This is a genomic window from Pseudomonas quercus, assembly GCF_012033695.1.
GTDB classification, from domain to species: domain Bacteria; phylum Pseudomonadota; class Gammaproteobacteria; order Pseudomonadales; family Pseudomonadaceae; genus Aquipseudomonas; species Aquipseudomonas quercus.
Genome location: NZ_JAAVJI010000006.1, coordinates 141,659 through 164,972, shown reverse-complemented (window position 1 = coordinate 164,972; position 23,314 = coordinate 141,659). Strand labels below are relative to the sequence as shown.

26 protein-coding genes are annotated in these 23,314 nt (G+C 59.7%); 6 read left to right on the top strand and 20 right to left on the bottom strand.

Features of this window, described 5'->3' with window-relative positions; translation table 11 throughout:
* Window positions 1-8: 8 nt before the first annotated feature.
* From HBH25_RS12725 to HBH25_RS12695, 7 genes are all read right to left on the bottom strand, one after another.
* On the bottom strand, window positions 9-1,166 hold the full coding sequence (locus HBH25_RS12725; RefSeq protein ID WP_168084282.1) for a glutathionylspermidine synthase family protein: 1,158 nt from the start codon (window positions 1,164-1,166) through the stop codon (window positions 9-11).
* A gap of 11 nt (window positions 1,167-1,177) precedes the next feature.
* Window positions 1,178-1,906, bottom strand: a complete 729-nt coding sequence (locus HBH25_RS12720; RefSeq protein WP_168084281.1) for a DUF1190 domain-containing protein — start codon at window positions 1,904-1,906, stop codon at window positions 1,178-1,180.
* Window positions 1,907-1,922: 16 nt separating this feature from the next.
* Entirely contained in the window at window positions 1,923-2,348 is a 426-nt protein-coding gene (locus HBH25_RS12715) for a DUF350 domain-containing protein (RefSeq protein WP_168084280.1), read from the bottom strand.
* 12 nt (window positions 2,349-2,360) lie between these two features.
* Window positions 2,361-3,026, bottom strand: coding sequence for a DUF2491 family protein (locus tag HBH25_RS12710; RefSeq protein WP_168084279.1), 666 nt, complete (start codon window positions 3,024-3,026; stop codon window positions 2,361-2,363).
* A 78-nt stretch (window positions 3,027-3,104) separates the two neighbouring features.
* Window positions 3,105-3,659 (bottom strand): rhomboid family intramembrane serine protease, encoded by a 555-nt coding sequence (locus HBH25_RS12705; protein ID WP_168084278.1) that lies wholly within the window; start codon window positions 3,657-3,659, stop codon window positions 3,105-3,107.
* A 68-nt stretch (window positions 3,660-3,727) separates the two neighbouring features.
* Window positions 3,728-4,432 (bottom strand): PspA/IM30 family protein, encoded by a 705-nt coding sequence (locus HBH25_RS12700; protein ID WP_168084277.1) that lies wholly within the window; start codon window positions 4,430-4,432, stop codon window positions 3,728-3,730.
* 27 nt (window positions 4,433-4,459) lie between these two features.
* A complete protein-coding gene (locus tag HBH25_RS12695; RefSeq protein ID WP_168084276.1) occupies window positions 4,460-5,110 on the bottom strand; it encodes a YjfI family protein in 651 nt (216 codons plus the stop codon).
* A gap of 209 nt (window positions 5,111-5,319) precedes the next feature.
* Between HBH25_RS12695 and HBH25_RS12690 the strand changes: the two genes are divergently transcribed.
* Window positions 5,320-5,649, top strand: a complete 330-nt coding sequence (locus HBH25_RS12690) for a hypothetical protein (RefSeq protein WP_168084275.1) — start codon at window positions 5,320-5,322, stop codon at window positions 5,647-5,649.
* A gap of 35 nt (window positions 5,650-5,684) precedes the next feature.
* Here the strand turns inward: HBH25_RS12690 and HBH25_RS12685 are convergent, their stop codons facing one another.
* The 5 genes from HBH25_RS12685 to HBH25_RS12665 all read right to left on the bottom strand — a co-directional run bounded on the left by HBH25_RS12685 (window position 5,685) and on the right by HBH25_RS12665 (window position 10,996).
* On the bottom strand, window positions 5,685-6,416 hold the full coding sequence (locus tag HBH25_RS12685; protein ID WP_168084274.1) for a class II aldolase and adducin N-terminal domain-containing protein: 732 nt from the start codon (window positions 6,414-6,416) through the stop codon (window positions 5,685-5,687).
* A 59-nt stretch (window positions 6,417-6,475) separates the two neighbouring features.
* Window positions 6,476-7,309 carry an ABC transporter substrate-binding protein gene (locus HBH25_RS12680; protein WP_168084273.1) on the bottom strand — a complete coding sequence of 278 codons (834 nt, stop codon included), beginning with the start codon at window positions 7,307-7,309 and terminating at the stop codon, window positions 6,476-6,478.
* 26 nt (window positions 7,310-7,335) lie between these two features.
* Window positions 7,336-8,208, bottom strand: a complete 873-nt coding sequence (locus HBH25_RS12675) for a phytanoyl-CoA dioxygenase family protein (RefSeq protein WP_168084272.1) — start codon at window positions 8,206-8,208, stop codon at window positions 7,336-7,338.
* Between the two features lie 27 nt (window positions 8,209-8,235).
* A complete protein-coding gene (locus HBH25_RS12670; RefSeq protein WP_168084271.1) occupies window positions 8,236-9,759 on the bottom strand; it encodes an amino acid ABC transporter permease/ATP-binding protein in 1,524 nt (507 codons plus the stop codon).
* Between the two features lie 253 nt (window positions 9,760-10,012).
* Window positions 10,013-10,996 (bottom strand): LysR family transcriptional regulator, encoded by a 984-nt coding sequence (locus HBH25_RS12665; protein WP_168084270.1) that lies wholly within the window; start codon window positions 10,994-10,996, stop codon window positions 10,013-10,015.
* Between the two features lie 207 nt (window positions 10,997-11,203).
* Between HBH25_RS12665 and HBH25_RS12660 the strand changes: the two genes are divergently transcribed.
* The 4 genes from HBH25_RS12660 (at window position 11,204) to HBH25_RS12645 (ending at window position 14,043) form a co-directional block, all read left to right on the top strand.
* Window positions 11,204-12,382: an MFS transporter gene (locus HBH25_RS12660; RefSeq protein ID WP_168084269.1), complete on the top strand. Its 1,179-nt coding sequence runs from the start codon at window positions 11,204-11,206 to the stop codon at window positions 12,380-12,382.
* A gap of 74 nt (window positions 12,383-12,456) precedes the next feature.
* Window positions 12,457-13,071 carry a glutathione S-transferase gene (locus tag HBH25_RS12655; RefSeq protein WP_168084268.1) on the top strand — a complete coding sequence of 205 codons (615 nt, stop codon included), beginning with the start codon at window positions 12,457-12,459 and terminating at the stop codon, window positions 13,069-13,071.
* Between the two features lie 313 nt (window positions 13,072-13,384).
* On the top strand, window positions 13,385-13,666 hold the full coding sequence (locus HBH25_RS12650) for a hypothetical protein (protein WP_168084267.1): 282 nt from the start codon (window positions 13,385-13,387) through the stop codon (window positions 13,664-13,666).
* 68 nt (window positions 13,667-13,734) lie between these two features.
* Complete coding sequence (locus HBH25_RS12645; RefSeq protein ID WP_229631924.1) at window positions 13,735-14,043, top strand: type II toxin-antitoxin system Phd/YefM family antitoxin; 309 nt, start codon at window positions 13,735-13,737, stop codon at window positions 14,041-14,043.
* Between the two features lie 5 nt (window positions 14,044-14,048).
* Here HBH25_RS12645 and HBH25_RS12640 read toward each other — a convergent pair whose 3' ends face one another.
* From HBH25_RS12640 to argH, 7 genes are read right to left on the bottom strand one after another with little or no spacing between them, the layout of a single operon-like run.
* Window positions 14,049-15,419 carry an MmgE/PrpD family protein gene (locus HBH25_RS12640; protein WP_168084266.1) on the bottom strand — a complete coding sequence of 457 codons (1,371 nt, stop codon included), beginning with the start codon at window positions 15,417-15,419 and terminating at the stop codon, window positions 14,049-14,051.
* Window positions 15,416-16,315 carry a polysaccharide deacetylase family protein gene (locus HBH25_RS12635; RefSeq protein ID WP_168084265.1) on the bottom strand — a complete coding sequence of 300 codons (900 nt, stop codon included), beginning with the start codon at window positions 16,313-16,315 and terminating at the stop codon, window positions 15,416-15,418. The genes HBH25_RS12640 and HBH25_RS12635 overlap by 4 nt, the downstream gene beginning before the upstream one ends.
* Window positions 16,308-17,156 (bottom strand): polysaccharide deacetylase family protein, encoded by an 849-nt coding sequence (locus HBH25_RS12630; RefSeq protein ID WP_168084264.1) that lies wholly within the window; start codon window positions 17,154-17,156, stop codon window positions 16,308-16,310. The genes HBH25_RS12635 and HBH25_RS12630 overlap by 8 nt, the downstream gene beginning before the upstream one ends.
* A gap of 54 nt (window positions 17,157-17,210) precedes the next feature.
* Window positions 17,211-18,035, bottom strand: a complete 825-nt coding sequence (locus tag HBH25_RS12625; RefSeq protein WP_420708488.1) for an ABC transporter substrate-binding protein — start codon at window positions 18,033-18,035, stop codon at window positions 17,211-17,213.
* 38 nt (window positions 18,036-18,073) lie between these two features.
* On the bottom strand, window positions 18,074-18,838 hold the full coding sequence (locus tag HBH25_RS12620) for an amino acid ABC transporter ATP-binding protein (RefSeq protein ID WP_168084262.1): 765 nt from the start codon (window positions 18,836-18,838) through the stop codon (window positions 18,074-18,076).
* A gap of 22 nt (window positions 18,839-18,860) precedes the next feature.
* Window positions 18,861-19,736 (bottom strand): amino acid ABC transporter permease, encoded by an 876-nt coding sequence (locus HBH25_RS12615; protein WP_168084261.1) that lies wholly within the window; start codon window positions 19,734-19,736, stop codon window positions 18,861-18,863.
* Window positions 19,737-19,754: 18 nt separating this feature from the next.
* Window positions 19,755-21,182: an argininosuccinate lyase gene (gene argH / locus HBH25_RS12610; protein WP_168084260.1), complete on the bottom strand. Its 1,428-nt coding sequence runs from the start codon at window positions 21,180-21,182 to the stop codon at window positions 19,755-19,757.
* Window positions 21,183-21,341: 159 nt separating this feature from the next.
* Here argH and HBH25_RS12605 point away from each other — a divergent pair, with 159 nt between their 5' ends.
* The gene (locus tag HBH25_RS12605) at window positions 21,342-22,328 is read left to right on the top strand and encodes a LysR family transcriptional regulator (protein ID WP_229631923.1); all 987 of its coding nucleotides are present in this window, start codon (window positions 21,342-21,344) and stop codon (window positions 22,326-22,328) included.
* 20 nt (window positions 22,329-22,348) lie between these two features.
* On the opposite strand, the gene HBH25_RS12600 is transcribed toward HBH25_RS12605, so the two are convergent.
* Window positions 22,349-23,296 carry a LysR family transcriptional regulator gene (locus tag HBH25_RS12600; protein WP_168084259.1) on the bottom strand — a complete coding sequence of 316 codons (948 nt, stop codon included), beginning with the start codon at window positions 23,294-23,296 and terminating at the stop codon, window positions 22,349-22,351.
* Window positions 23,297-23,314 lie beyond the last annotated feature (18 nt).

The following is a 23,314-nucleotide window of genomic DNA, read 5'->3' as shown; positions in this document are numbered from 1 at the left end:
CACCGGTGTCAGTCCAGGACGACATGGGGCACGAAGCGGCTGGTGTCCTTGGTGATAAGGGTGTCGTCTTCGCGTATGCCGATGCCGGACGCAACATCTCCGATTACCCAGGACCCCACCAAGGCATAGCTGTCACCAAACCGTGGCAGCGACGCAAACTCCTGCAGGATGTAAGGCGCGTCGGTGTAAGGGCCGCCTTCGACCACCTGCTCTCCGTCTAGGGTATGCAGGGCCACGTTCGCACCTTCTCGGGAAAAGTAGGGTTTGCGCACCCAACCTTTGGGTACAGGCCCGCCAGGGTTGGTGTCAACATGCGCCGCCAGTAAGTTGGGGTGGCCCTTGTTGAACGACCATAGCAGCGGCAGCATCCCTTTATTGCTGAGAATAGCCTTCCAGGCCGGCTCTACGAACTGGGTGTCACAGGTAGGCACTGCCGCACCGAAGGCTTCGTGGAAGATGTGCTCCCAGGCGTGAAGTTTGAACAATCGCTGAATCCAGTGCCCGTTCAGGTCCACAAATCGCCCTTGCGCTGTGAGCCCTATGTCCTCTATGTCGATGTGCCGGGTGTGAATACCCGCCAAGCCTGCCATTTGGCGCAGGAAGTCTGTTGTGCCCCGGTCCTCGACAGAGCCGGAGATGGCTGAAAAATAAAAAGGACCCCCTGTGGAAAAAGCTGCAAAGGCACGTACCAGGTCTTCGGCGATGGTGTTGAACTGGGTGGCCTGGGGCGGTAATACGCCACGTGCCACCTGCTCTTCCAACCACAGCAGTTGCACCGCTGCTGCTTCCAGTACAGAGGTAGGCGTGTCAGCGTTAAGCTCATAGCATTTGGCAGGGCCAGTGCCGTTATAAGCGAAGTCGAAGCGGCCATAGAGGTGCGGGTGCCCCTCTTTCCAAGACGTACGCACCAGGTCGAAGAACGCAGGCGGAATGGCCAGGCGGGTCAGTAGCTCTTCGCTTTCAACCACGCGCTCTACCAGGTCCATGCACATGGCATGAAGCGCCTGGGTGGGGGCTTCCAGATCCTTCGACACCTGCGCTTCGGTGAACTGGTAATAGCCGCGCTCATCCCAATAGCGTTCACCGTCAATGGTATGAAACGTAAAACCTTGCTGCTCGACCGTGCGGCGCCACTCGGGTCGTTCTTCGACGCTGATTTTTTTCACACGTGCTCCCCTCAGCCGCCCGAACTGAACCCGCCGGAGCTTCTTCCACCCCACCCGCCTCGGGCCGTGGCCTGCTGCCCAAAACCACCCCGGGAAATAGCAGCCCCGACGCCCGAGCGTGCCCCCGACCCATTACCCAGGCTGCGGCCCAGTGTGGCGGCATTGTAGCTGCCCGTGCCGCTGGTTCGAGCCTGCGTGGAGCGGCCGAACGTCTTTCCGTCCTCTATCTGGCGGGAAAGGGTTGAACTGCCATACCGGCCTCTTGAATCACGCGTGTCATACACCGGCTGGCTGTAATAACGATTCCCTCCACCGGACAGCATGTGGCCGATGAGCAGGCCCGTCAGCAAGCCGCTGGTATTGAACCCGGAAGACTGCGCCTGGGCCTGGGCTTGTTCATAATCGGCTTTGGGTACCCGGCCCGAGACGGCCAGTTCGAACCCTCCCAGCTTGGGCATGAATTTGCCATCGGATGTTGCCTGGCAGTACCCCTCAACAAAGTCGGCATCGCAGGACGCTTGATCGTCATACGTAGGCGCTATACGCCGATGATCGGCCAATGCCTGCATATACGCATCGGAACACACATCCACCGGAACCTTGGCATCCGCGCATTCCTGCACGGTCTTGTAAGTGGTTTTAGCCGAATAGGCGACGCTGTCATCGTGCTGGCCGCAAGCCGCCAAGGCTAGCGGTAGCGTGCCGGCCAGCACCAGGTGCACTGAACTGCGAGGTCTCATCGAATGCTCCTTGGGGTCAAGCCGACGGCGTCATGCAAGCGGAATTGAGAAAGCCCACGCTTATGGCAACCGACGCCGCGTAGATGGCAGCGGCCAGCTCACCTTGCGCGATGCGCTCAGACAACCCCTTGAGTACACGGCTGGTCACGAAGAAGGCCAGCAGTTGCACCACAGCGGCAATCACTACCCACACCACGAAATCCAGGACGCTTACGCTATAGGAAATAATGCTGCTGGCCGGTAAGGCAAACCCCACCAGCGAGCCGCCCAGTGCAATCGCGGCGGCAGGGTTGTTGGCCCGGATAAGGTCGAACTCCCGGTGCGGTGTCACACGGGTGTAAATGAACTGGAACAGGGCGAACAACACCACTGCCACAACGATGTAGACGATAAAGCCCAATACAGCCGTTGCATTAAGCGACAGGGCAAGCGCGTCGAACATGAGGCATTCCTTTTAGAGAACGGTAAGGTCAGTAAGCTGCAGGGAAACGCCTACCGAAGCGGTCAGCGAGACATTCCCGTCTTCATCCTCCTCTACCGAGAAGAACAGAAATTCGCGGCGGTTGGTCAGGCCCAGGTCCCGTGCATACAACAGGCTGTTGTGGCTGATAGTGTAAGAGGCCTCCGGATTGGTCACCTGCTCCACCAGCGGTACCCATTCGGTCTGCCCGTCTTCACTGCCCCATTGGCGAATATATTGCGCACCCTCAAGGTCGAAGAATGGCAAGCCAACCTTGGCATCAGGGCCTACCAGGCGCAACAATTCTGCCTTGCTGGCCACAGGCGTGACCTGGTAATAGCCGAAAAGAATGATGTCTTCGATGTCATCGGCGCCTGGGCCGTTCATTACGAACTGGATGAAGTGGTCTTCGTTGTCCAGGTAGTAACGCACCAGCCGCTTGGACTGCCCCAGGTCCAGTGTACCTACAGCCCATACCTTGTCATCTGCAGGTACTACGACGTCGGACTCTCCCGCCAGCAGCCCCTTGAGGTTAGGGCTTATGCAAATCATGCGACCGGGTGCTAGCCCCATGGGCGGCTGAAGCACGCTGGATACCGCCGTGCTGTGCGTTCCGGGTTTAGGCGCTTCCAGACCCAGTGCCCGTTTTAACCAGCTCATTGCCTGCCTCCTGCTCGTTTCAAGAGATGAACCATAACGCCTTTGGCCGTTTTAGCCAGCCCAAACTGCTCCAGCCGTTTAGGTTTTTGCCAGTAGCGTTTTCGAATGTATCAGCCACCCGACCAGGACGCCTGCCACTGCGCCCGCCATATGGCTTTCGAACGACACACCTGGAACTGGAATGAAGCCAAATACCAGGCTTGCGTAGAAAACCGCTACGGCCAGGGCCACCAGTACACTGCCAAGGCTACGCTGATACCACCCCCGGGCCAGTACATAGGCCCACAGGCCGAAAATCAGGCCGCTGGCCCCTACATGCACGGACGCGCGCCCGAATAGCCAAACCAGCGAACCGCCTAGCAAGGCAATCAACACAGCCACGGTGAAGTAGCGACGAACACCTTCAGTAATGACCAAGCCGCTCAACACTGCAAACGGCAGCAAGTTACTGACCAAGTGACGTATGGAACCATGGAGAAACGGTGCGAACACCAGGCCCTGCAAGCCGCTCAGGGTGCGAGGCACCAGGCCATGGTGCACGAGGCTATTGCCGGTGAGCGTATTGATGGCTTGTACGGCAATCATGATCGCAACAAGTAGCAGCACGCACCGAGTGCGCGTTCCAGTTGGCATCATCCCTCCCCGCCCTTCCAACGAAGAAGGGCAAACAGCCTAGGCTGCCCACCCTTCGAAGCAGCCTGCTACTGAGCGCTATTACCGGCCTGTTTGGCCTTCAGCCGGGCCAGCACATCATCAGCACCCCCCGTTTTTGCACCAATGCCGGCCTGTTGCAAACGCCGCTCCAGGTCACCGCCATTACTGGCATCGGCCATCTCCTGCGCCGCTTCCAGGCGAGCGTCTTGAGCGTCCTGGCGCTCCTTGATCCGCGCCAGGGAGCCTACGGCTGTTTCAAGCTTGCCATTGGCGCCACCTGTAGCGGTTGCCGTGGCGACACGTGCCTGCTGCACGGTTTCACGTGCCTTAGCCATTTCAATCTGCTGTTTCAAGCCTTTGATCTGCGCGTCGGCTTTGGTGACCTGGGCTTGCAACGTGTCTACTTGCTTGCCGAACTGATCGGCCAGTGCCTTTTCCTGGTCACGCAGGCCTTCAAGCTCCGCGACCTTGCTGGCACATTCGGTGGCCAGGCCTTCTTCACCCTTGTTCAACGCAGCCATGGCCTTGGTTTCCCAGCTGGCGATGTCTGACGCGTAACCGTCCAGGCGCTGCAGTGACAGTTTCTGCCGCGCCTTGATTTCGATCAGGCCGTTGCGGGCCTTGAGTACAGCGGCATCAGCGTCGCGGTGCTCTTGTTCAAGGATACGAATGGCGTTGGCATCCACGATGGATTCGCCCACTTCGGTAGCGCCACCACGGATGGCAGTGACAATTTTTTTCCAGACACTCATGCGAGTACTCCTGCCCGTACGTAGGGCTTAGGCGTTGAAATGGTCTTCGAAAGCATCCGAGGCACGAATCACGTTGTCGGCCAAGGTCAATACTTCCTGCACGATCACGGTAAGGTCCGAGGCAGCACTGAGTGCACCAAACATGCAATACACTTCAGTACCGGTCCCTAGTGTTTCAATGCCTACCGAGGACAACGGGAACAGGTCACGGCTGCGCAGTACCAAGGCGTTGAATGCAGCCACGTCCTTCACCTTGGCCACTTCCACCAATGTGGTATCTACCAGTACCTGATCACCGGACACCGCGATATAAATAGGGAGGTCGCCATGTTCGGTCATGGTGAGCAGGATACTTTGGCTACCGCCGTCGCTCAGCCCCACCCGCCCGGACGTGACAAGCTCCCATTCTGCCAAGGCCTTGCGCAACGTATCGATGGTCCAGTTGCCGGTTTGCGTCATGAAGTTCTCCAGTTTTATCCGTTCACCCAGGTAGGGCTGCCGCAAGGCTTTCTCGATGCCACGAAGCGCATCGACATTTTCGGGAAGAATCCAGAATTCGCGCTTGACCAACCCGGCCTGCGCCAACCGCTGACGCATGCTGCGTACATAGTCGGCAGAGGTTTTGGGCGCGCTGGACGTGGCAGGCTGGCCCGCCGAGGGTTTTTTTCTGGGGGGCATGCCTGTGTGCTCTTTCCCGTATATGAGCCACAACGTACGCCCAATAACGTTCTTAGGCAAACCTTACATGTAAGGATTTGTTGCATCGATCTCGGGGCCCTCAATAAGCTTGGGGGCCGTGCACAGGCTTGGACGGATTTAGCCCAGCCAAAGGGGGCATTGGTGCTAAAATAGCGACCTTGCCTTGCTCCATTGACACTGGATACACCATGACAACCGAGTTGACTGAAGAAGAAATGCGCCGCGCATTGTTCGGCGTGGAGGAAGCACCCGCTCCGGCTCAGCCCTCCCCCCCACCCGCACCAATACCTGAGGTGGTAGCACCGCCACCGCCAGCTGCCAAGAAGAAAAAGGCCTCATCGGCCTTCACCCCTCGCCTGAAGGTCACGCTGCATGTAGGTAATGTGTATGAAGGGGACGTGGAAGTGTTTATCTATGAAGCCGACACGTTGAGTACGTTGCTGGCTGAGCAGGACGCCATGAAGGCTGCGCGCAAGAAATTCAGGTATATCGAGCTGGTGTCGGTCGAGCGATTGTAAACGCCAGCGGCATCGAGGCACGCTGGCGCTGGTACTTAATCCAGCACGGACGCATCAGCGGCAATCATCAGCGCCTTCATTTCCTCGAAGTGCTGCCTTGAAAAGTCCGCTATGCCTTCCCAACCCCTGGCAGTTTTTTCGGCTACCTCGTCGCTAAGCGTTCGCAATGGCTGCCCGGTTGACCAGGCGGTTATCAGGATCTGGCACGCCCGCTCCAATGTCCAGATATCGTCAAAGGCCTCGCCAATGTTCGGGGCAATCACCATCACCCCGTGGTTGCCCATCAGCAGCCGGCGCTTCCCATCCAGCAAGCTGGCCAGGCGTGCGCCTTCAGCCTCAGTGTCAGCCATGCCGCCATACAGTTCGTCCACCGCTACACGGTTGAAGTAGCGCGCCGTGTTCTGGTCGATGGGAGGAATACGTGGCTCTGCCAGGCAGGCCACCGCGGTGGTGTAGACCGGGTGCAGGTGCAATACGGCCCGGGCTTCGGGCAGGCGTTGATGGATCTGGCCGTGAATGGACCACGCGGTAGGGTCCACATCCGGGTGCGCGGCCCCAGTGGGGTCGTCAGCGTCCAGCAGCAACAGGTCACTGGCGCGAATACGGGAGAAGTGCTTCCACTTCGGGTTGATCAAGAATCGCTTGCCGTCGGGTGAAACTGCGGCACTGAAATGGTTTGCCACGGCTTCATGCATACCAAGGTGCGCCACGATACGAAAGGTGGCCGCGAGATCAACGCGTGCCTGCTCTTCCAGGTTAAGGGCCATGGGTCATTCTCCGCCGAAGGTGGCCGCATCGGAATGCGGCGCAGGCTGGCTAGGCTGCATCAGGGTTTGGGCATCAGGGTCGCGATGTCTTCGTCGGTGGGCGCTTCGAAGTGGTATTTCTTCAAAAGCGCGGCATATTCGGGCGTAGCGCGGTACTTGCCCAATGCCTCCACCAAGGCGTTCTTCACCTCGTCGTTGCCCTTCTTTACACCGAAACCGTTGAGTACGGGGTAAATCAGGGTGTCGGAGGAAATCACGACGCGGTTCCCCAGCTTTTCCACTACACCCCGGGCGACGGCAGCGTCAGTGATTTGCGCTTCAACGGCATGGGCCAGCATGGCCTGGGTGGTTTGCGGGTCGGTAGCGTACTCGCTGATGGCAATGGGAGGCAGGCCGTTCTTGACGCAATAGTCGGTGGACAGCGCGTTCATCTGGGCCAGCCAGGACGTGGCGGCCATGGAGCCGATCTTGTGGCCGCAGAAGTCTTCAGGCCGCTTGGGCTGGAAGGTGCCGCCCTTGAGCGACAGGATGGACTCGCCACTCTTGAGGTAGGGGATCATGTCGATCACCTTGATGCGCTCGGCCGTGATGTACATGGACGAGTTGGTGAGGTCGAAACGCCCGCCCTGCAAACCGGTGATCAGGTTGGGGAACCGTGTGTCCAGGGTTTCAACCTTACGCCCCATGAGCTTGCCCAGCCCGTCGAGGAATTCGATGTCGAAGCCAGCCGGGCGATTATTGTCCATGTATTCGTAAGGAAAGAAGGTTACGTCCGAGCCGGCAACAAGCTTGCCCTCCTGCTGGAAGGCCGACGCGGCCACTGACGTTATTGCAGCCGCTGCGCCGATCAGGCTCAGGGCAATGGGACGGACAATCGTGCGCAGTGCTGTCATGGTAAACCCCCGGTGAGTAAAGGAAATCAAGCAGTGGCCTGGTCCAGCCCGGCTTGTTGCACAAAGAATGAGGCACCACGCGGTTTCTGAGGCAGGCGCATGTGATTGGCAGTGGAGCGCACCAGCCCACTTTCCTGGCCAGCGACCATCAGGCCTGCATGCTCACTGGGCAGCGGGTTTTCCCCAAAGGGCAGCGCGTCTTCAGCGGCATACACGCTGATGAACAGCGTGCGGGGGCGTTCTGTTTCGTTAGGGCTGGACGCGTGCAGCAAGCGGGTGTGCATGAAGCACACTGAACCTGCGGGGCCAAAACACGCCACAGGCTGCTGACAGTGCTCTGCCACTACCTGGTCATCAACGGCGCCGGTAAAGCGAGCACTGTGCCAATGCGACCACAACGGGCCTTTGTGGCTGCCAGGAATGACGTTCAGTGGGCCATTCTGTGGGGTCACCTCACTGACCATCAGCAACGCAGTCACAATGTCATCGTTGCTGTGGGGCGTGAACAGAAAGTCCTGATGCCATTTCACGGACGTGGCGGTATGGGGCAGCTTGGAGTTGATCTTGCTGTGGTGGAATCGCGTGCCGCCTGCGCCAATCAGCTGAGCCGAGATGGCGGCCATACGTGACTCCAGGGCCACGCGTTTGAAGGCAGGCGAGATTTCTGTCGGTGAGCTGACACGCCGCAAGGACGGATGGTCGGCACGGTGGTCACCTTCAAGGTCAAAGCGCGCACGGCCATCCAGGGTTTCGCCCCAGCCCTGCACATGACCACGGCTTTCCTCCACCCACTGGTCGAAGTCGTGCTGCAACGCAGCGACTTCGTCTGGTGCCAGCACGCCCTCGACCACCAGGACGCCATCGCGTTGAAACTGCTCCACCTGCCATTGCTCGATCATGGTATTGCCCTCTGGAACGTTTGAAGGTCACGCCAGCGAAACATCCTTGAGGAAGGCTTCGATACGTGGGTTATGGCCATCGCGCAGCACGGCGGGCCTGTCATCGCACACCACCCGGCCTTTCTCCATGAAGACAATCCGGTCTGATACCTTGAAGGCAAAGTTCATCTCGTGGGTCACGATGACCATGGTGATGCCCTCTTGGGCCAATGCCTCGATGACCTGCAGCACTTCGTTGACCTTTTCCGGGTCCAGGGCCGAGGTAGGTTCGTCGAACAGCATGATCTGAGGGCGCATCATCAAGGCACGGGCGATGGCCACCCGCTGCTGCTGCCCGCCGGAAAGCTGGTGCGGGTACTTCCAGGCGTGGTCCAACATGCCGACCTTGTGCAGCAACGCGTAGGCCTGCTGCTTGAGCGCGGGCAGCGTGTCCAGGCGGTGGTAACGTGGCGCCATCAAGAGGTTGTCCAGCACGTTCAGGTGCGGGAACAGGTTGAAGCTCTGGAACACCATGCCAATGTTTAGCCGGTGCTCGGCGTGCTCGACGTACTGGGGCTTCTGGGCACCCTGCCGGGTGAGATGGATAAAGGGCTGGCCGTTGATCTGGATATCGCCGTTGTCGATCTGCTCCAAGCCATTGAGCAAACGGATGAGTGTGGTTTTGCCCGACCCCGACGGGCCGATGACCGATACCACCTCCCCTGGCTTGATCTGCAGGCTGACGGCGCCAAGTACTTCTACATTGTTGTAGGCCTTGTGCAGGCGTGTGGCCTGCAGGGCTGGTGCCTCCTGCTCAGGCACAACGGCACGCGCCGGTGCAGCCCGTTGCTGCGTAGCCAGCGCTAATACATGGGCGTCCGGCACTCGGGACACCTTGCGCTGGCTGACGTCAAGGAAGGCTTCCAGGCGCTTGAGCAGGAAATCGAATACGGTCACGATCAGCACGTAATAGAACGCTACCGCTGCCATGGTTTCCATCACCAGGAAATTCTGCGAATACAGCCGCTGGCCTACCATCAGAATCTCGGTCAGGGAAATCACCGACACCAGGGAGCTGAGCTTTACGATGGAAATGTATTCGTTGGCCAAGGCCGGCAATGCCACGCGTAGCGCCTGAGGAATCACGACCCGCCATTGGGTGCCCAAAAACCTCAGGCCCAGCGCCCTGGCGGCTTCTGCCTGCCCTTTGTGGATCGACAGCAGGCCGCCGCGATGGATTTCAGCCACGTAAGCGGTTTCGCACAACACCATGGCGAACAGGCCTGCCCAGAAGGGGTCGCCCAACACCGCTGAAGCGGCTGGAAATGCCTGGGGGATGTTGTAGACAAATATGAGCAGCACCAGCAGTGGCAAGCTCCGGAACAGCCAGATATAGGCACGCGCCGGGCCGCTGAGCAGCGGTCGCTTCGACTGCTTGGCCAGTGCCACGAAAAACCCCAGGCCGATACTGGCCACCCAGGTGATGAAGCTCAGTTTGATGACGGTCCAGGTCGCTCGCCAGAACTCGGCATCGAACAGCAAGCCAAACATGTAGTTCCAGTCAAATGTCATCGTTACCGTGCTCAACAAGAAATCAGGATAGGCAACCGAGGGCCCTTTCGAACGGCTGTTCGGGCCTGCCGCTGAATGAGGTTCAGGGACAGGAGCACCTAGGGTCAATTAGGATTAACAAGGCCTGTGAGTAGGAAGAACCGATGCAGTACCGTTGCGCTTTCCTGTATTGGCCTGGCCCTTGGCAGGGCGCTGACCAAAACGGTGCACGCCCCCGGCCAACGGCCCGAACGCGCACAGGGCCAGTGCACGTTCAGCGTGATGCCTGGTTGCCCTCCACCCCTTCGACGATGTGCGGATCAAAAAAACTGGGGGCTGCCATGCCGGGAATGTACTGGTCGGAAACGAAGGTTCGGCACCGCTCTGTGAAGGCCGACACTACGCGTGAGGCCTGAGCGTTGGTGGCTGTGGCATAGCCCAGTTGCAGGGGGTGGGGGCCACCGGCCAGGCGAATGCGGACCAGCCGCTTCCCATCCTGGGACAGGTTGCCCTTGGGCCGTGCATTGGCAATGCTGTAGCCGATGCCGTTACCCACCAAGGCCCTGACGGTTTCCAGGTTGCTGGAGCGCATCACAATGTTGGGCGACGTGCCTGCCTGCATGAACAGGCTCAGGAAATACTCCCGGCTCCATGGGATATCCAGCAGCACCATGGGATGGGATTCCAGGTCCTGTAGGCTGACCGTAGTCAGGCTGGCCAGCGGGTGATGCTCACCGACCATCACGTAGGGCGGTAGCTTGGCCAGCGGCTGGAAGTCAATGTCGGTGCTGCTGACCAAGTCATAGGTCAGTGCAATGTCTATCTCGGCGCAGCGCAGCTTTTCCAGTAACTGCTCGTGGTCACCTTCCACTTGAGTGATCCGTACACCCGGAAAGGCCCGGCTGAAGCCGAACACCAGCTCTGGGGTGATCATGGGCGCCAGGGAATGCAGGCAGCCCACACGCAACGGCCCACGCACGGTATTGAGCGACTCCGATGCGATGGTGTACAGGTTGCTCATCTGCTCCAGAATCAGCTTCGCTTCCTGCAATACCTGCCGCCCCACGGCCGTGAGCGAGATGCCTTGTGCGTGGTGGCGAATAAACAACTGGATACCCAGTTCGGCCTCCATGTGGGTAATCGCCGCCGAAATGGAAGGTGAAGACACATGGATGCGTTCGGAAGCAGCGCTGATACTGCCCGCCTCCCCGGAGGCCACAAAATATTCCAGCTGACGCTGCGTAATTCGGCTAAGCATCACGTCCTCCTGCCCATGGCTACCATGGCGAACGCCGCCGCTCGCCCTTTTGCCTCAGGGCAGTGCAGGGTTCATGCCGCCCGGTAGGCGCACCACGCGTTGCAAGGGGCGACATGGCGTCGCAGCCTGCTGCTTTGAAGGTTTTCCGTTTGACCTTAACGGCATGAGTGCCTAGGGTAGCGTGCCTTTTGATCACCTGAGGCGTTCATGACCACCCGCTCCACGCTGCCCCCTGTTGTGTACCTGTTGGGCCTGACGATTTTCTCCCTCGTGACCGCTGAGTTCATGGTGGCGGGCATGATGCCTGCGCTGGCCGAAGCGTTTTCTGTAAGCCTGGCGCAAGTCGGCAACCTGATCGCCTACTATGCCTTGGGAATGGCCCTGGGCGGGCCGCCGGTCACGCTGCTGCTGTTGTCGGGAGGGGTGAGCAACAAGCGTGCGCTGGTGGCACTCCTGGCGGTGTATGTGGCTGCCGGGGCACTGGCAGCACTTTCGCCTACTTACGAAGTGCTGGTACTGGCCCGCGTGATCATGGGCGTGTCCAGCGCCGTGTGCATTGGGCTATGCATGACGCTCTGTGCCGGGCTGGTGGCTACGTCCATACGCGGCAAAGCCATTTCGGTAGTGTTGGCCGGGTTGATGCTGTCACCCGTAGCCGGCGTGCCCCTCACCACGTGGGTACAGCAACAGGCCGGCTGGCGTGCCAGCGCCTGGCTAACCGTAGTGCTCGCGTTGATCTGTACCCTGCTGGCGGCGCTTCGCGTGCCCGCCAGCACAGCCGGTAGCCAGCCCCCGCTGCGCCAGCAACTGGCAGCGCTGAATAACGGTAGCCTTTGGGGGGCTTACCTCACCAGCGGCCTGATCATTGGCGCTACGTTCGCAGCGTTCAGTTATTGCACGCCTATCCTGATCCAGCGGGTAGGCATCGCGCCGGCCCATATCGCCCCCCTGCTTGCGCTGTATGGCGTGGCTAACCTAGTGGGCAACACCGTGGTCGGCCGGCTTGCCGACCGCTATACCCTGCGCGTACTGGCTGCGGGGCTAGGCGTGATGGTCGTAGCGTTGAGTAGCTTCGCCTTGGCCGGTGACCGCGTGTGGCTCAGCCTTGTCGGGTTCTTCGCTTTGGGATTGACGGGTGTGGCGCTGAACCCAGCGATGGCGGCACGGGTGATGAAAGCAGCTGAGCCTGAGGCCTTGGTGAATGCAATGCATACGTCGATCATCACGGCGGGGCTGGCCTTGGGCAGTTGGGCAGGCGGTGCTGCGATCGACGCCGGCTATGGCCTTCAAGCGCCTTTGTGGGTAGGTGCAGGCATGGCGCTGCTGGGCTTGCTAAGCCTGGCACGCCCCGCCTGGACCCTGGCGCTGGCCAAACCTTGCGCCTGATACTGGCTTCCATTTGCCAAGGCTGGCGGGCTGTCGCACAGTGAAGGCAACCCCCACCTTTTATTGGAGCGCCCATGTTCAAACTCTACTATTCCCCGGTATCACCCTATGTACGCAAGGTGATGGTGGCTGCGCAGGTACTGGGAGTGGCCGACCAGATCGAAACACTGAGTGCCGCGGCACATCCGGTTAACCGGGACGAGCGTATTGCCAGTGCGAACCCCTTGGCCAAGGTGCCCACGCTGATCGATGCCAATGGCCTAGCCCTGTATGACAGCCGCGTGATCTGCGAGTACCTGGACACCTACGCACACGGCTCGCTGTTCCCCAAGGAAGGCCAGCTACGCTGGGCCAGCCTGACGCGCCAGGCCCTGGGCGACGGCCTGCTGGATGCTGCCTTGCTGGCCCGCTACGAAGCCTTCGCCCGCCCAGCGGACAAGCAGTGGCAGGGCTGGGTCGATGGCCAGCTCACCAAGGTACGGGCCGCCCTCGCTGAGATTGAATCCCAGGCCGCGGTGTACAGCACCGTGCCGGATGACATCGGCCTGATCGCAATCGGTTGCGGGCTGGGCTACCTGGACTTCCGCTTTGCAGACCTCAATTGGCGCACCCACTACCCCGTCGCTGCAGCCTGGTTCGCCGCTTTCGATCAGCACCCTGCCATGGTTGATACGCGGCCTGTTGAATAGGCCCGGGGGCTTCGCGAAGGCAGTCGTTAAGGGCTTTTGGTGGGTGAGATGGTTGCAAGGCAACACTTTCTAGGAGAGTGCCGCTGGGTGCACCTAGGCACTGGCGGCCATCAAAACAGTCATCATACTTTCCAATGATGGATTGAACAGCCACTTGCGGGAAGTAGCGGCGCGTAAGGCGTTCAACTCACCATTCCGGTGATGTACCACTCGTGTACCACCGCCCCTCCCCACATTGCCGTTGATCGACGCCAGCTCGCAAAACTAATCGCGCGCCACTACTGTATACACATACAGTAACGGCGATACCCTCATGCTCGACAAGGACCTCGACCCGGCAGAATGGCTTGGCCTTCCAACGGAAGAACAAATGTGGCGCCAGCAAGCGGCGCTGTGCGCCCGTGAATGCGACATGCTCAATGCCCTACTAACCGAGCAGCGTGCGCGGCTGGCTCAACTCACCCACTTACACACCACCGCCTGCCAGAAGCGCGATCAGCGCCAGGCTGGACGCTGGCGAGCCTTGCAACGGCTTGTAGGGTTGCAGTGTGGGGAGCCTAGGCCTACCGAGCAACAGCGCGAAGCGGATGAGTAGCTGTGTGGGCGCATGAGTGCTGGTATCGACGAGTAAAAAGACCTTGGTTCCAGGGCAAGGAATCCCTCATGACAACCCGTCTAGGCCGAGCTGCCCAAGCAGTTTCTGCCACATCCATGGCCCAGAGCTTTAGCGCGCGTCTCAAGGACATTACCGACGGTGATGTAACGCACCTGGTCATTTTCAATGACAACGAACCGCCTGCCGTACTGGTGGGCGTGAACACCTATCAAGCCCTGCAGGACGAACTCGAAGACCTCCGCTCTGAACTGCTCGCCATCGAGCGCCTGCGCAGCTTCGACGAAGCGAACACCTTGACCCTTGAAGACATGGAAGCTCAATTGTGTTCGGGCGCTCATGGGCAGGGTGAACGCTGAGCAGGTTAAGCAGGCCACCCATCACGCCGCAGCAATGCCAGCAGGTGCGCCACATCGGTGTGCTCCCCCATGTTCAGGCACACCTCCACCAACGCCTCCACCTGAGGGGCGGGCAGTGAACGGAGGGCCAAGGCGCGAAATTTGTCCAACAATGCGTCGTCGCTAAGCGGGTTGAGCGGCCCTCCTAGTGGGGTCTTCACTTGGCGGCTGGCTGTTCGGCCGTCATGGGTGAGCACTTCCACATAGGGCTCATCAAGCGCGGCCAGTGTGGGCTCAACCTCCATGTGGATGGCCTTCATCAACCGGTGCACCTGGGGATCGTTGCGCACCTCAAGTTCATAGCTGGAAAGGTCAGCGTTTCCCCGTAGGCACCGGACCGCAAGGGCGTAAGGCAGGCTCATTTGGGCCGCGGCCAAGGTTTGAGTGTCCAACCCGCCGCACATGCCAACCAAAAATTCGCTTGCACGCACCGTGATCTGTGCGATGTCACCGCGTTGAAGGTCCCTCTCTTCCATCAGCTCGCCTAAGGCATCAATGGCAGAATGGGTACCGCGGCAGGCGGCATAGGGTTTGATGGAGCACCGGGCAAGTTTCCAAGTACTACCAAGCTCGGCAGTGAGCGCCTGGGGTACTTGGCTGGCGGGTGCATAGGTTCGCAGGAAACCGCCCCAGCGGTCTTCGAAGACCTCCATCGGCCCGCTCATGCCTTGTTGAGCGAGCAGTGCAGCCAACAGCCCACCCTCTGCGGGCCGGCCGGCATGAAGCTTCTTGCTGTCGGCACCGTCGTGAATGAAGGACCACAGCCCACCGCTCATGCTTGCCGCCAACCCCAGGGCATTGGCCGTCTCCTTGGCGTTTAAGCGCAATAGCCGTGCACAGCCGGCAGCCGCGCCAAATACGCCGCAGGTACCGGTTGAGTGCCAGCCCGCTTCGTTGTGCGGTGAGTAGCCACCGCAGGCCTCCAACACGCGCCGGGCAATGTCATAGCCCAGCACCATGGCGCCCAGTAGGTCCTCCCCGTTCGGAACCTGGGCGCATTGGGGGATCACGGCCAACATGGCTGGAATAACCACCGCACCGGAATGGTCACAACCGCCGGCATCGTCCAACTCCAACGCGTGAGCGGCAACGCCATTGACCAAGGCAGTGCCTCGGGCCGTCAGCACGCTATTACCGCCCCATACCTGGGCCTGGCCCCACCCCTCGCTTACTTGCACGGCGCGCAGGCATTGCTGGGTCAACGGCGAGTCGGCACCGGCCAGCGCCGCGCCCAGGGTATCGAGCAAGTGACGACGTGCTTTGGCGACTACAGGCTGAGGTATTGCCGAGAAAGGCGTTTCACTGACGAAGGTGCCCAGCTGCTGCAGATACGTCATTGCGCGCCCTCGGGAAGGTGACGGTGAAAGATGGCGGCAGGGTGATCGCCAGGGATTTCGTCATTGTGGGCTGCCCACCACTGAGCCACTTCCCCAGCTGTAGCAAACCAGACGCCTTCTTGCGCCTTCAGCCAACCCAACCATTGGTCAAGCAGGCCACTACGGCCCAGCGTGCCCAAAATCTCAGGGTGCAAGCGCATCAGGTAACAGAGGCCATAGCGCTGGAAACCGTGGAAGTCCCGTTGCCAGTTACTCAATACCTTCTCATAACCGGCAATGCGGGCCTGGCTGGCGGGCACGGCAGGCGCCAGGTTAAAGGCGAAGTACGGCGCGTCTTCCAACTCCACATGCAGCGGCAACTCAACGAGTTTGCCGGCTACCGCGCCTGCTGGATGCAGATAAGGCAGGTCGTCGCCCGCCCAGGACGAAGACCAGCACAGGCCTGCTTCGCGAAGGTCATCAGCCAGCCCAGGCGCATAGCTGCCGGCAGGTACTCGAAAGCCTTGAGGGCGGCGCCCCGTCAGTTGCTCCAGTACGTCACAGCCTCGAAGGATCGAGGCTTTCTGCTCAGCCCGGGTCAGCGCTGAAAAGTCTTCATGGCGGTAGCCGGCACACGCAATGGGATGGCCCGCGTCGGCAATAGCCTTGACCACATCCGGGTTTTCCTCGGCAACGATACCGGGGATGCACCAATCGGCCCGAATACCATGCTCGGTAAAGATCGCCAGCAGCCGCTGAACACCGCGTGTGGTCCCGTAGCGCCACACGGAAAGGCTTTTATCGCGCCCGGCCATGGTAGGGGCTTGGGTAAGAATCCCGTGGATATCGTTGTAGTCCACGGTGACAACGGCTGCGCAACGGTAGGGTTGCGGCCAGAGCGTGCCCTGATCAGCCATGGGCATGCTCCTGCGCCCAGAAACCTGCAACGTCCTGGCAGGTGGCAAACCAGACGTCGGCGTGGCTATGCATATGCTCCAGGAGCGCTTCCAGCAACCCGATTCGGCCCGGCTTGCCGCAGACCTTGGGGTGGAACAAAGTGGTCATGCAAAGCCCCTCTCTGTAGGTGCCATCGAACTCCCGCCGCCAGTTGTCCAGGGTCTGGTCATAGCTGGCGATACGGTCAAGGCCTGCGGGGTAATTGGGCGCGCGGGTGTAGGCCAGGGAGGCATAGTCATCCAGCTCCCAGCGCCCGGGAATTTCTACCAGACGGCGGCCTGGCTCACCGGTCTCGATAAAGTACGGGCGATCGTCGCCACGCATGCTGCTTGAGTAAGATACTCCGCACTCCATCAGCAATCGGGGTGACTGTGCATGCCAATCACCCGACGGCGTACGAAACCCAACAGCGGTGCGACCCAGGTAACGCTGGAACACCTCAGCGCTTTTCTCCATTACCTCACGTTGTTCAGCGAGGCTCAGGGCAAAGAAGGACTCGTGCTTGTAGCCGTGGTACGCCACTTCATGGCCCTGCTCCACAATGGCCTGGCATTGCTTGGGCCAGTTCTCTACCACCCATGCCGGGATGAAAAACGTGGCCGGCGTGCGGTGGGCCTTGAGCATGTCCAGCAGCCTGGGCAGTGCTCGATAAGGCCCATAGCCTCCGAAGGTAAAGTACTCAGGCTTATGCCAGATGGAGCCATCGAGCATGGCGGCGCCGGTGGGGCCATCCAGATCAAACGCCATGGCAACGCACGCACGGGCCTTGCACGGCCAGCGCAAATCCGCAGGGGTATACATGGGGCGCTCCAACGCAAAGGAGAGGGACAGCGATCGCCGTCCCTGGATGAGGGGTCAGGTACCCGAGTTCATCACGGCCTTGTCTACAGCGCCTCGCTCCAGGTCCCATTTCTTCAGAATCTGCGCATAGGTGCCGTCGGCGATCATGGCGTTAAGTGCGTCGACAATGGCAGCGCTCAAGCCTGGGTTGTTTTTGGAAACGCCCAAGCCTGTCAGCTGGGTGGTCAGGGGCTCACCGATCACCCGATAGGCGCCGGGCTCTTGGGACTGGATGTAGGGCAACGTTTCACTGCCTTGAACAGCCGCGTCCAGGCGGGCCTGACGCAATTGCGCTCTGGCATCGGCGGAGCCATCGGTGCCCGTGACCTGGATCGCAGGCAGGCCTTTGGCTTCGCAGTTGGCAGCGCTCCATTTGGCGATTTCCGCTGGGAACGTGGTGCGCCGGCTGGTGCCCACTTTCTTGCCACACAGGTCGCTGACAGAAACGATGGATTTGTTGCTTTCCATCACATAAAACTGCGGGCCGGTCCTGAAGTAGTCGACGAAATCCACCGTCTTTTGCCGCTCCGCAGTATCCGTCATGCCCGAGAGCACAATGTCGAGCCGCTGGGTGACGAGGCTGCTGACCATTTGCTCAAAGGCGGTTTCCTGCCATTTGACGGTGATGCCCAGGCGCTTGCCTATTTCCATGCCCAGATCGTAGTCAACGCCGGTCAGTTGGTTGGTAGCTGGGTCCTTGAAGTCCATGGGTGGGTAGTTGGGCATGATCCCAGCATTCAAGAAGCCTTTGTCCTTGATGGCCTGGGGTAAGCCAGCGTCGGCAGCCCAAGCCGTTACGGTACCGAGCAGGGCCAGTGCTCCTGTTATGGCCAGACGCATTTTCATCGACGTACATCCATGGTTAATGGGGGCAGGGTTCAGCTGAGTACAGCGGCAATAAACGCTTGTGTGCGCGGGTTGCGCGGGTTCATTAGCACCTGCTCGGGAGAGCCGGTTTCGATGATCTGGCCAGCGTCCATGAACACAACACGGCTGGCTACCTCACGGGCAAAGCCCAGCTCGTGCGTGACCACGACCATGGTCATGCCGCTGGCCGCCAGTTGCCGCATCACCGACAACACTTCACCGACCAATTCAGGGTCCAGTGCAGAGGTGGGCTCATCGAAGAGCATCAATTTGGGCCGCATGGCCAGCGCCCGGGCAATCGCGACCCGCTGCTGCTGGCCACCCGACAGCTCGATGGGGTAGCTGTCGGCCTTGTGCTTCAGCCCTACCCTTTCCAGCAGCTCCATCGCCTGTTCGCGACACTCCTTTACAGGCCGGCGCAGTACCTGGGTGGGGCCCTCGATGATGTTTTCCAGCACCGTCATGTGGGCAAACAGGTTGAAGCGCTGGAACACCATGCCCGTGGCCAGGCGTTGCCGAGCGATTTGGGCATCGCTAAGCTCCACCAGCTTTTGGTCCACAGAACGGTAGCCTACAATTTCATCGCTGACCCAGAGCCCACCCTTGTCAACTTTTTCCAGCTGGTTGATGCACCGCAGCAGCGTGCTCTTTCCCGAGCCGGAGGGGCCGATGATGCACACCACCTCACCGTGGGGGATGTCCAGGTTTACATCCTTGAGCGCATGAAAGTCGCCGAAGTATTTGTTGACGTTGACCGCTTTGACGATGTTTCGCATAGCCCACACTCCCCTTCTGCGCTCAGTTGCGCTTGCCAGCACCGCGGCCGAATCGACGTTCCAGGCGGCTCTGGCCGATGGTCAGTACCGACACCACGGCGAGGTACCAGATACCGGCGACGATCAGTAGCTCCATGACGCGCGCATTGGCGTAATAGATGTTCTGAGCGTTGTGGAGAAGCTCTGCATACTGAATGACGCTCGCCAGGCTGGTCATCTTCACCATGCCGATGAATTCATTGCTCACCGGCGGGATGATGATGCGCATGGCCTGAGGAAGGATGATCCGCCGCAGTGCTTGTAGCCGAGGCATGCCGATGGACTTGGCAGCTTCGTATTGCCCGCTGTCAACGGACAGCAACCCCGCGCGGACCACTTCCGACGTGTAGGCACCCTGGTTAATGCCCAGGCCCAGCAGGGCTGCAACGAAGGGGGTAATGACCTCGACTGTCTTGAATTCAAACAGCCCCGGAAAGCTCAACGTGGGGAAAATGAGCGCCAGGTTGAACCATAAGAGCAGCTGCAGGATCAACGGCGTGCCTCGGAACAGCCAGACGTAGCCACCGGCTGTGTAGCGCAGCACAGGGTTTTGCGACATCCGCATGATAGCGACCACGACGCCCAGGAAGACCCCAAGCCCCATGGCCAGTACTGCCATCAATATGGTGTTCAACAACCCAAACATGATGGAGCGGGCGGTCAGAAACTGAGAAACGAACGACCATTCGATGTTGCCTTTGGCAAACGCCTGGGCCAGGCCGACCAACAGCAGCACAATTAGCCCCGCCGACACATACCTGCCGTAGTAGCGCCGGGGCACTACCTTGTAAGTTGACAGGTCATACTGAGCGCTCTGTACCGGTACGGGGGGGCCGCTGTTTACATGGGTCTGTGTCATGGGCAATCCTCAAGCCTGTCAGCCACGCGGGCCGGTGTAGTCCAGTGCCCATTGCCGCTGGGCGCTCAGTTGAGCCTTGAAGCGTTCGATCTGCGCGGTCACCTGGGCCGGGGCCGTGCCGTTCCATCCGCTGCGAATGGCCAGCGCGGCCTCAAGGGTCAGTGCATGGCGAACGTCTTCGGTCAGGCGTGCATCAACGTTCGCCAGGAAGGCTGGCGTTGCCTCCTCCAGGCCAATCCTTGCCTCTTCGCAGGCCTGCACGAGCTTGCCGGTGATCTCATGGGCTTCTTTGAACGGGGTGCCGCGAACGGAAAGCCAGTCCGCCACCTCAGTGGCCAAGGTGAACCCCATGGGCGCCTGGCGAAGCAATTCCTCCTTGCGCACGGTCATGGTGTTGACCATGCCGGCAAACGCTGGCAGCACCAAGTGAATCGTGTCCAGGCTGTCGATCACCGCGTGCTTGTCTTCGCTCAAGTCCCGGTTATAGGACAGCGGCTGGGCTTTGAGTACCGACAGGATGCCCGTGAGCGTGCCGATCAGGCGGCCCGACTTCCCACGCGCGAGTTCGGCAATATCCGGGTTTTTCTTTTGCGGCATGATCGAGCTGCCCGTGGCATACCCGTCGTCCAGCGACACCCAATTGAACTGACGTGAGGTCCACAGGCAGAACTCTTCGGCCAAGCGCGAAACGTTTACCCCCAGCATGCTGACGATGAACAGGAATTCGGCCACATGGTCACGGCTGGCTACCGCGTCGATGGAGTTCTCACAAGGGCCGGCGTACCCCATTTCTGCAGCACTGCTGTGCAGGTCCTTGATGATTGCCGAACCGGCCATGGCGGCCGCGCCCAAGGGCGACAGGTTGAAGCGCCTGTCGAAATCCTGCAGGCGTTGAATGTCCCGGTGCATGGCTTGGGCATGGGCCATCAAGTGGTGGGCGAAGACAATGGGCTGAGCTTGCTGCAGGTGGGTGAAGCCCGGCGCGATGGTATGGGTATGTTGCTCTGCCTGGGCGACGAGCGCGTGTTGCAGCTCTAACAGCGCTACGACGAGCACCCGCGCCTGGTCACGCAGAAACAACCGCATGTCATTGGCAGATTGATCATTACGAGAACGCCCTGCGCGGAGCTTGCCGCCCAAGGCGCCAAGGCGTTCGGTCAGCAATCGCTCGATAAACGTATGCACGTCTTCATCGGCCGCCACCGGCTCGATACGGTTTGCCACAAAATCCTCATCGATACCCTGCAGTGCGGCAATGATCTTGCCGGCCTCCTCCGCGTTCAGAAGGCCTACCCGGTGCAGCCCATTGGCATGTGCTTTCGAGCCCGCCACGTCATAGGGGGTCAGGCGAAAGTAGGCGATTGGAGAGCGTGACAGGTTGGCCATGGCTTCGGCTGGGCCGCTTTTGAAACGGGCACCCCATAAACGGTCGGTGTTATCGGACATCGTTATTTCTCAACTGGCATAGACATTGCTTTACCCCTCCGTACTCAGCCGTAAGCCGAAGCAGCACGTGTTACAAAGGAGTGTGAGAATAAAGCCGTAGCGGTACGGCCTAGTCTGAGGGGATAGTAGGAAGCCGACCAAAATAGGTAAATGTATTAAATGGAAAGTCAACTTTCTAAATCTGGAAATCTACCCGAGAAGGCCAGTGAAGCTGCACTTTCCATGGCAACCGCTATGGATTTGAAATTGTTCAAGGTTTTCAAAGCGGTCGTCGAGTCAGGCGGATTTACCCCAGCTCAGGCAGAATTGAACATTGGGCTGGCGGCCATTAGCAAACAGATCTCGGACCTTGAGATCCGGCTAGGGATGCGTTTATGTACGCGCGGCCGCGAAAAGTTTGGCCTTACCGAGCAAGGCAAGGTGATCTATCAAGCCAGCCTGGACTTGTTCTCCGCACTGGATACGTTTCGGGGGCAAGTTGGCAATGTTCGTGGGGAGTTGCTGGGAGACCTGACTATCGCGGTGATCGATAATACGTGCTCGGATCCTAATTCACCGATTGTTCCGGTCTTACGCGCTTGGCGCGAACGCGCCCCTAAAGCTCGGATCAGACTAAGCGTCGCGCCTCTGGAAGAAATCGAGCAAGGTATTCTCAAGGGCCAATTCGCAGCGGGCATTGTTCCGGTCTATACCGAAAAAACCGACTTCGATGCCATGCCCGTCTACAGGGAAGCCGTGGAACTCTACTGTTCCAGCGACCACCCTTTCTTCTGCCTGCAAGACAGTGAGATCGATGACGAGAAGCTCGCCACCGCCGAGTACATCGAACACGTGTACGCTAACCATCAAGACAAATTCAGGCCCATGGGCCCTCGAAACATGAGTGCGGTCGCGACCCAGGTTGAGGCCGTAGCGATGCTGGTACTCACCGGCCGTTACCTGGGCCACCTACCCACGCATTGGGCAAAAAGCTACGTGGATCGCGGCCAGATGCGGTCCCTCAAACCCAGCCGGTTCCGGGTCACCACGCCGTTCAAATTGCTGTACCGCCAGTGTGGCCGAAGCAATCCCTTGCTGGACGTCTTTCTTGAATTAATGGAAAAAGAGGTGGCTCAAGGAGTGCACATGCATATAGCGGGGCAATGACCCCGTCAGCCCCTGCTGGCTCAGCCCTGTGCTTGCTGGCAGGCCTCCTGAAGCGCCTGAAGAAACCGGGCTTCTACGCGGGTCAAGCGCTGTTCTTTGTTCCACATCAGGCTGATGTCTACCGTGCCAACCTCCTCGGGCGGCAATGGCCATAACAGGTGTTGAGCCTGCTCATACACGGGGTGCGGCAGGCAGCCGATCCCAAACCCGGCCAGCACTAGACGCAGTACCTCCTGGCTATTGGCCGAGCAACCGATGACCGGACCGTTCCAGCCATGCCGATGGCGAAATTCAGCCAAGGAGTTCAAGGTACCGCCGAGCAAGTCGCTGGTGAACGAGATCACAGGCTCCTGGGCAAGCCTGTCCACTGTAATGCCGGGCTGACCGAATAATGGATGCTCAGGCCCACAGTAGAAGCGGTAGTGCTCGCGGGTCATACGCTGTTGCGCTAACCAGGGATAGTCCGCTCGGCTGATAGCTAAACCGAACGGCTGCGAGCGCTGCTCCAATGCGCTGAGAATCTCATCGTTGGGCAGCACCGTAATCTCAAGTGCAAGGCCGGGGCATTCCCGGTGCAAGCGTGCCAGCGCCCTGTCATAGGCTTCACAGCTCACGCCGTTTATGGACAGCAGCCGAACGTTACCTACGACCTGTTCGGACGTGGCCTCGAGTGCCGCATCCAGCTGTAAAAAATGACTTTTAACATCATTAGCCAGACGTTGAGCTTCGATACCCGCAGCCGTCAGCTGAAAGCGAGGCCCTTTGCGCTCGATAAGTGCGGTGCCCAGTTGTTCTTCCAATCGTTTCAGCGCTTGGCTGACGGCAGGTTGTGACAGGTTCAACCGCGCAGCCGCTCGGCTGATGCTCAACTCCTGGGCAATGGCGTGAAAGGTCCGGAGCAGGTTCCAATCGACACGATCACCGGAAGCGCGTGATAACGGTTTGGGTAGCCCGAGACTTTTACTCATGGAGGACGTTTCTTTTGG

Coding starts and splice junctions, on each gene's coding strand:
- HBH25_RS12720 (WP_168084281.1), bottom strand. CDS start 1,906: ATGAGACCTCGCAGTTCAGTGCACCTGGTGCTGGCCGGCACGCTACCG.
- HBH25_RS12715 (WP_168084280.1), bottom strand. CDS start 2,348: ATGTTCGACGCGCTTGCCCTGTCGCTTAATGCAACGGCTGTATTGGGC.
- HBH25_RS12710 (WP_168084279.1), bottom strand. CDS start 3,026: ATGAGCTGGTTAAAACGGGCACTGGGTCTGGAAGCGCCTAAACCCGGA.
- HBH25_RS12705 (WP_168084278.1), bottom strand. CDS start 3,659: ATGCCAACTGGAACGCGCACTCGGTGCGTGCTGCTACTTGTTGCGATC.
- HBH25_RS12700 (WP_168084277.1), bottom strand. CDS start 4,432: ATGAGTGTCTGGAAAAAAATTGTCACTGCCATCCGTGGTGGCGCTACC.
- HBH25_RS12695 (WP_168084276.1), bottom strand. CDS start 5,110: ATGCCCCCCAGAAAAAAACCCTCGGCGGGCCAGCCTGCCACGTCCAGC.
- HBH25_RS12690 (WP_168084275.1), top strand. CDS start 5,320: ATGACAACCGAGTTGACTGAAGAAGAAATGCGCCGCGCATTGTTCGGC.
- HBH25_RS12685 (WP_168084274.1), bottom strand. CDS start 6,416: ATGGCCCTTAACCTGGAAGAGCAGGCACGCGTTGATCTCGCGGCCACC.
- HBH25_RS12680 (WP_168084273.1), bottom strand. CDS start 7,309: ATGACAGCACTGCGCACGATTGTCCGTCCCATTGCCCTGAGCCTGATC.
- HBH25_RS12675 (WP_168084272.1), bottom strand. CDS start 8,208: ATGATCGAGCAATGGCAGGTGGAGCAGTTTCAACGCGATGGCGTCCTG.
- HBH25_RS12670 (WP_168084271.1), bottom strand. CDS start 9,759: ATGACATTTGACTGGAACTACATGTTTGGCTTGCTGTTCGATGCCGAG.
- HBH25_RS12665 (WP_168084270.1), bottom strand. CDS start 10,996: ATGCTTAGCCGAATTACGCAGCGTCAGCTGGAATATTTTGTGGCCTCC.
- HBH25_RS12660 (WP_168084269.1), top strand. CDS start 11,204: ATGACCACCCGCTCCACGCTGCCCCCTGTTGTGTACCTGTTGGGCCTG.
- HBH25_RS12655 (WP_168084268.1), top strand. CDS start 12,457: ATGTTCAAACTCTACTATTCCCCGGTATCACCCTATGTACGCAAGGTG.
- HBH25_RS12650 (WP_168084267.1), top strand. CDS start 13,385: ATGCTCGACAAGGACCTCGACCCGGCAGAATGGCTTGGCCTTCCAACG.
- HBH25_RS12645 (WP_229631924.1), top strand. CDS start 13,735: ATGACAACCCGTCTAGGCCGAGCTGCCCAAGCAGTTTCTGCCACATCC.
- HBH25_RS12640 (WP_168084266.1), bottom strand. CDS start 15,419: ATGACGTATCTGCAGCAGCTGGGCACCTTCGTCAGTGAAACGCCTTTC.
- HBH25_RS12635 (WP_168084265.1), bottom strand. CDS start 16,315: ATGGCTGATCAGGGCACGCTCTGGCCGCAACCCTACCGTTGCGCAGCC.
- HBH25_RS12630 (WP_168084264.1), bottom strand. CDS start 17,156: ATGTATACCCCTGCGGATTTGCGCTGGCCGTGCAAGGCCCGTGCGTGC.
- HBH25_RS12625 (WP_420708488.1), bottom strand. CDS start 18,035: ATGCGTCTGGCCATAACAGGAGCACTGGCCCTGCTCGGTACCGTAACG.
- HBH25_RS12620 (WP_168084262.1), bottom strand. CDS start 18,838: ATGCGAAACATCGTCAAAGCGGTCAACGTCAACAAATACTTCGGCGAC.
- HBH25_RS12615 (WP_168084261.1), bottom strand. CDS start 19,736: ATGACACAGACCCATGTAAACAGCGGCCCCCCCGTACCGGTACAGAGC.
- argH (WP_168084260.1), bottom strand. CDS start 21,182: ATGTCCGATAACACCGACCGTTTATGGGGTGCCCGTTTCAAAAGCGGC.
- HBH25_RS12605 (WP_229631923.1), top strand. CDS start 21,342: ATGGAAAGTCAACTTTCTAAATCTGGAAATCTACCCGAGAAGGCCAGT.
- HBH25_RS12600 (WP_168084259.1), bottom strand. CDS start 23,296: ATGAGTAAAAGTCTCGGGCTACCCAAACCGTTATCACGCGCTTCCGGT.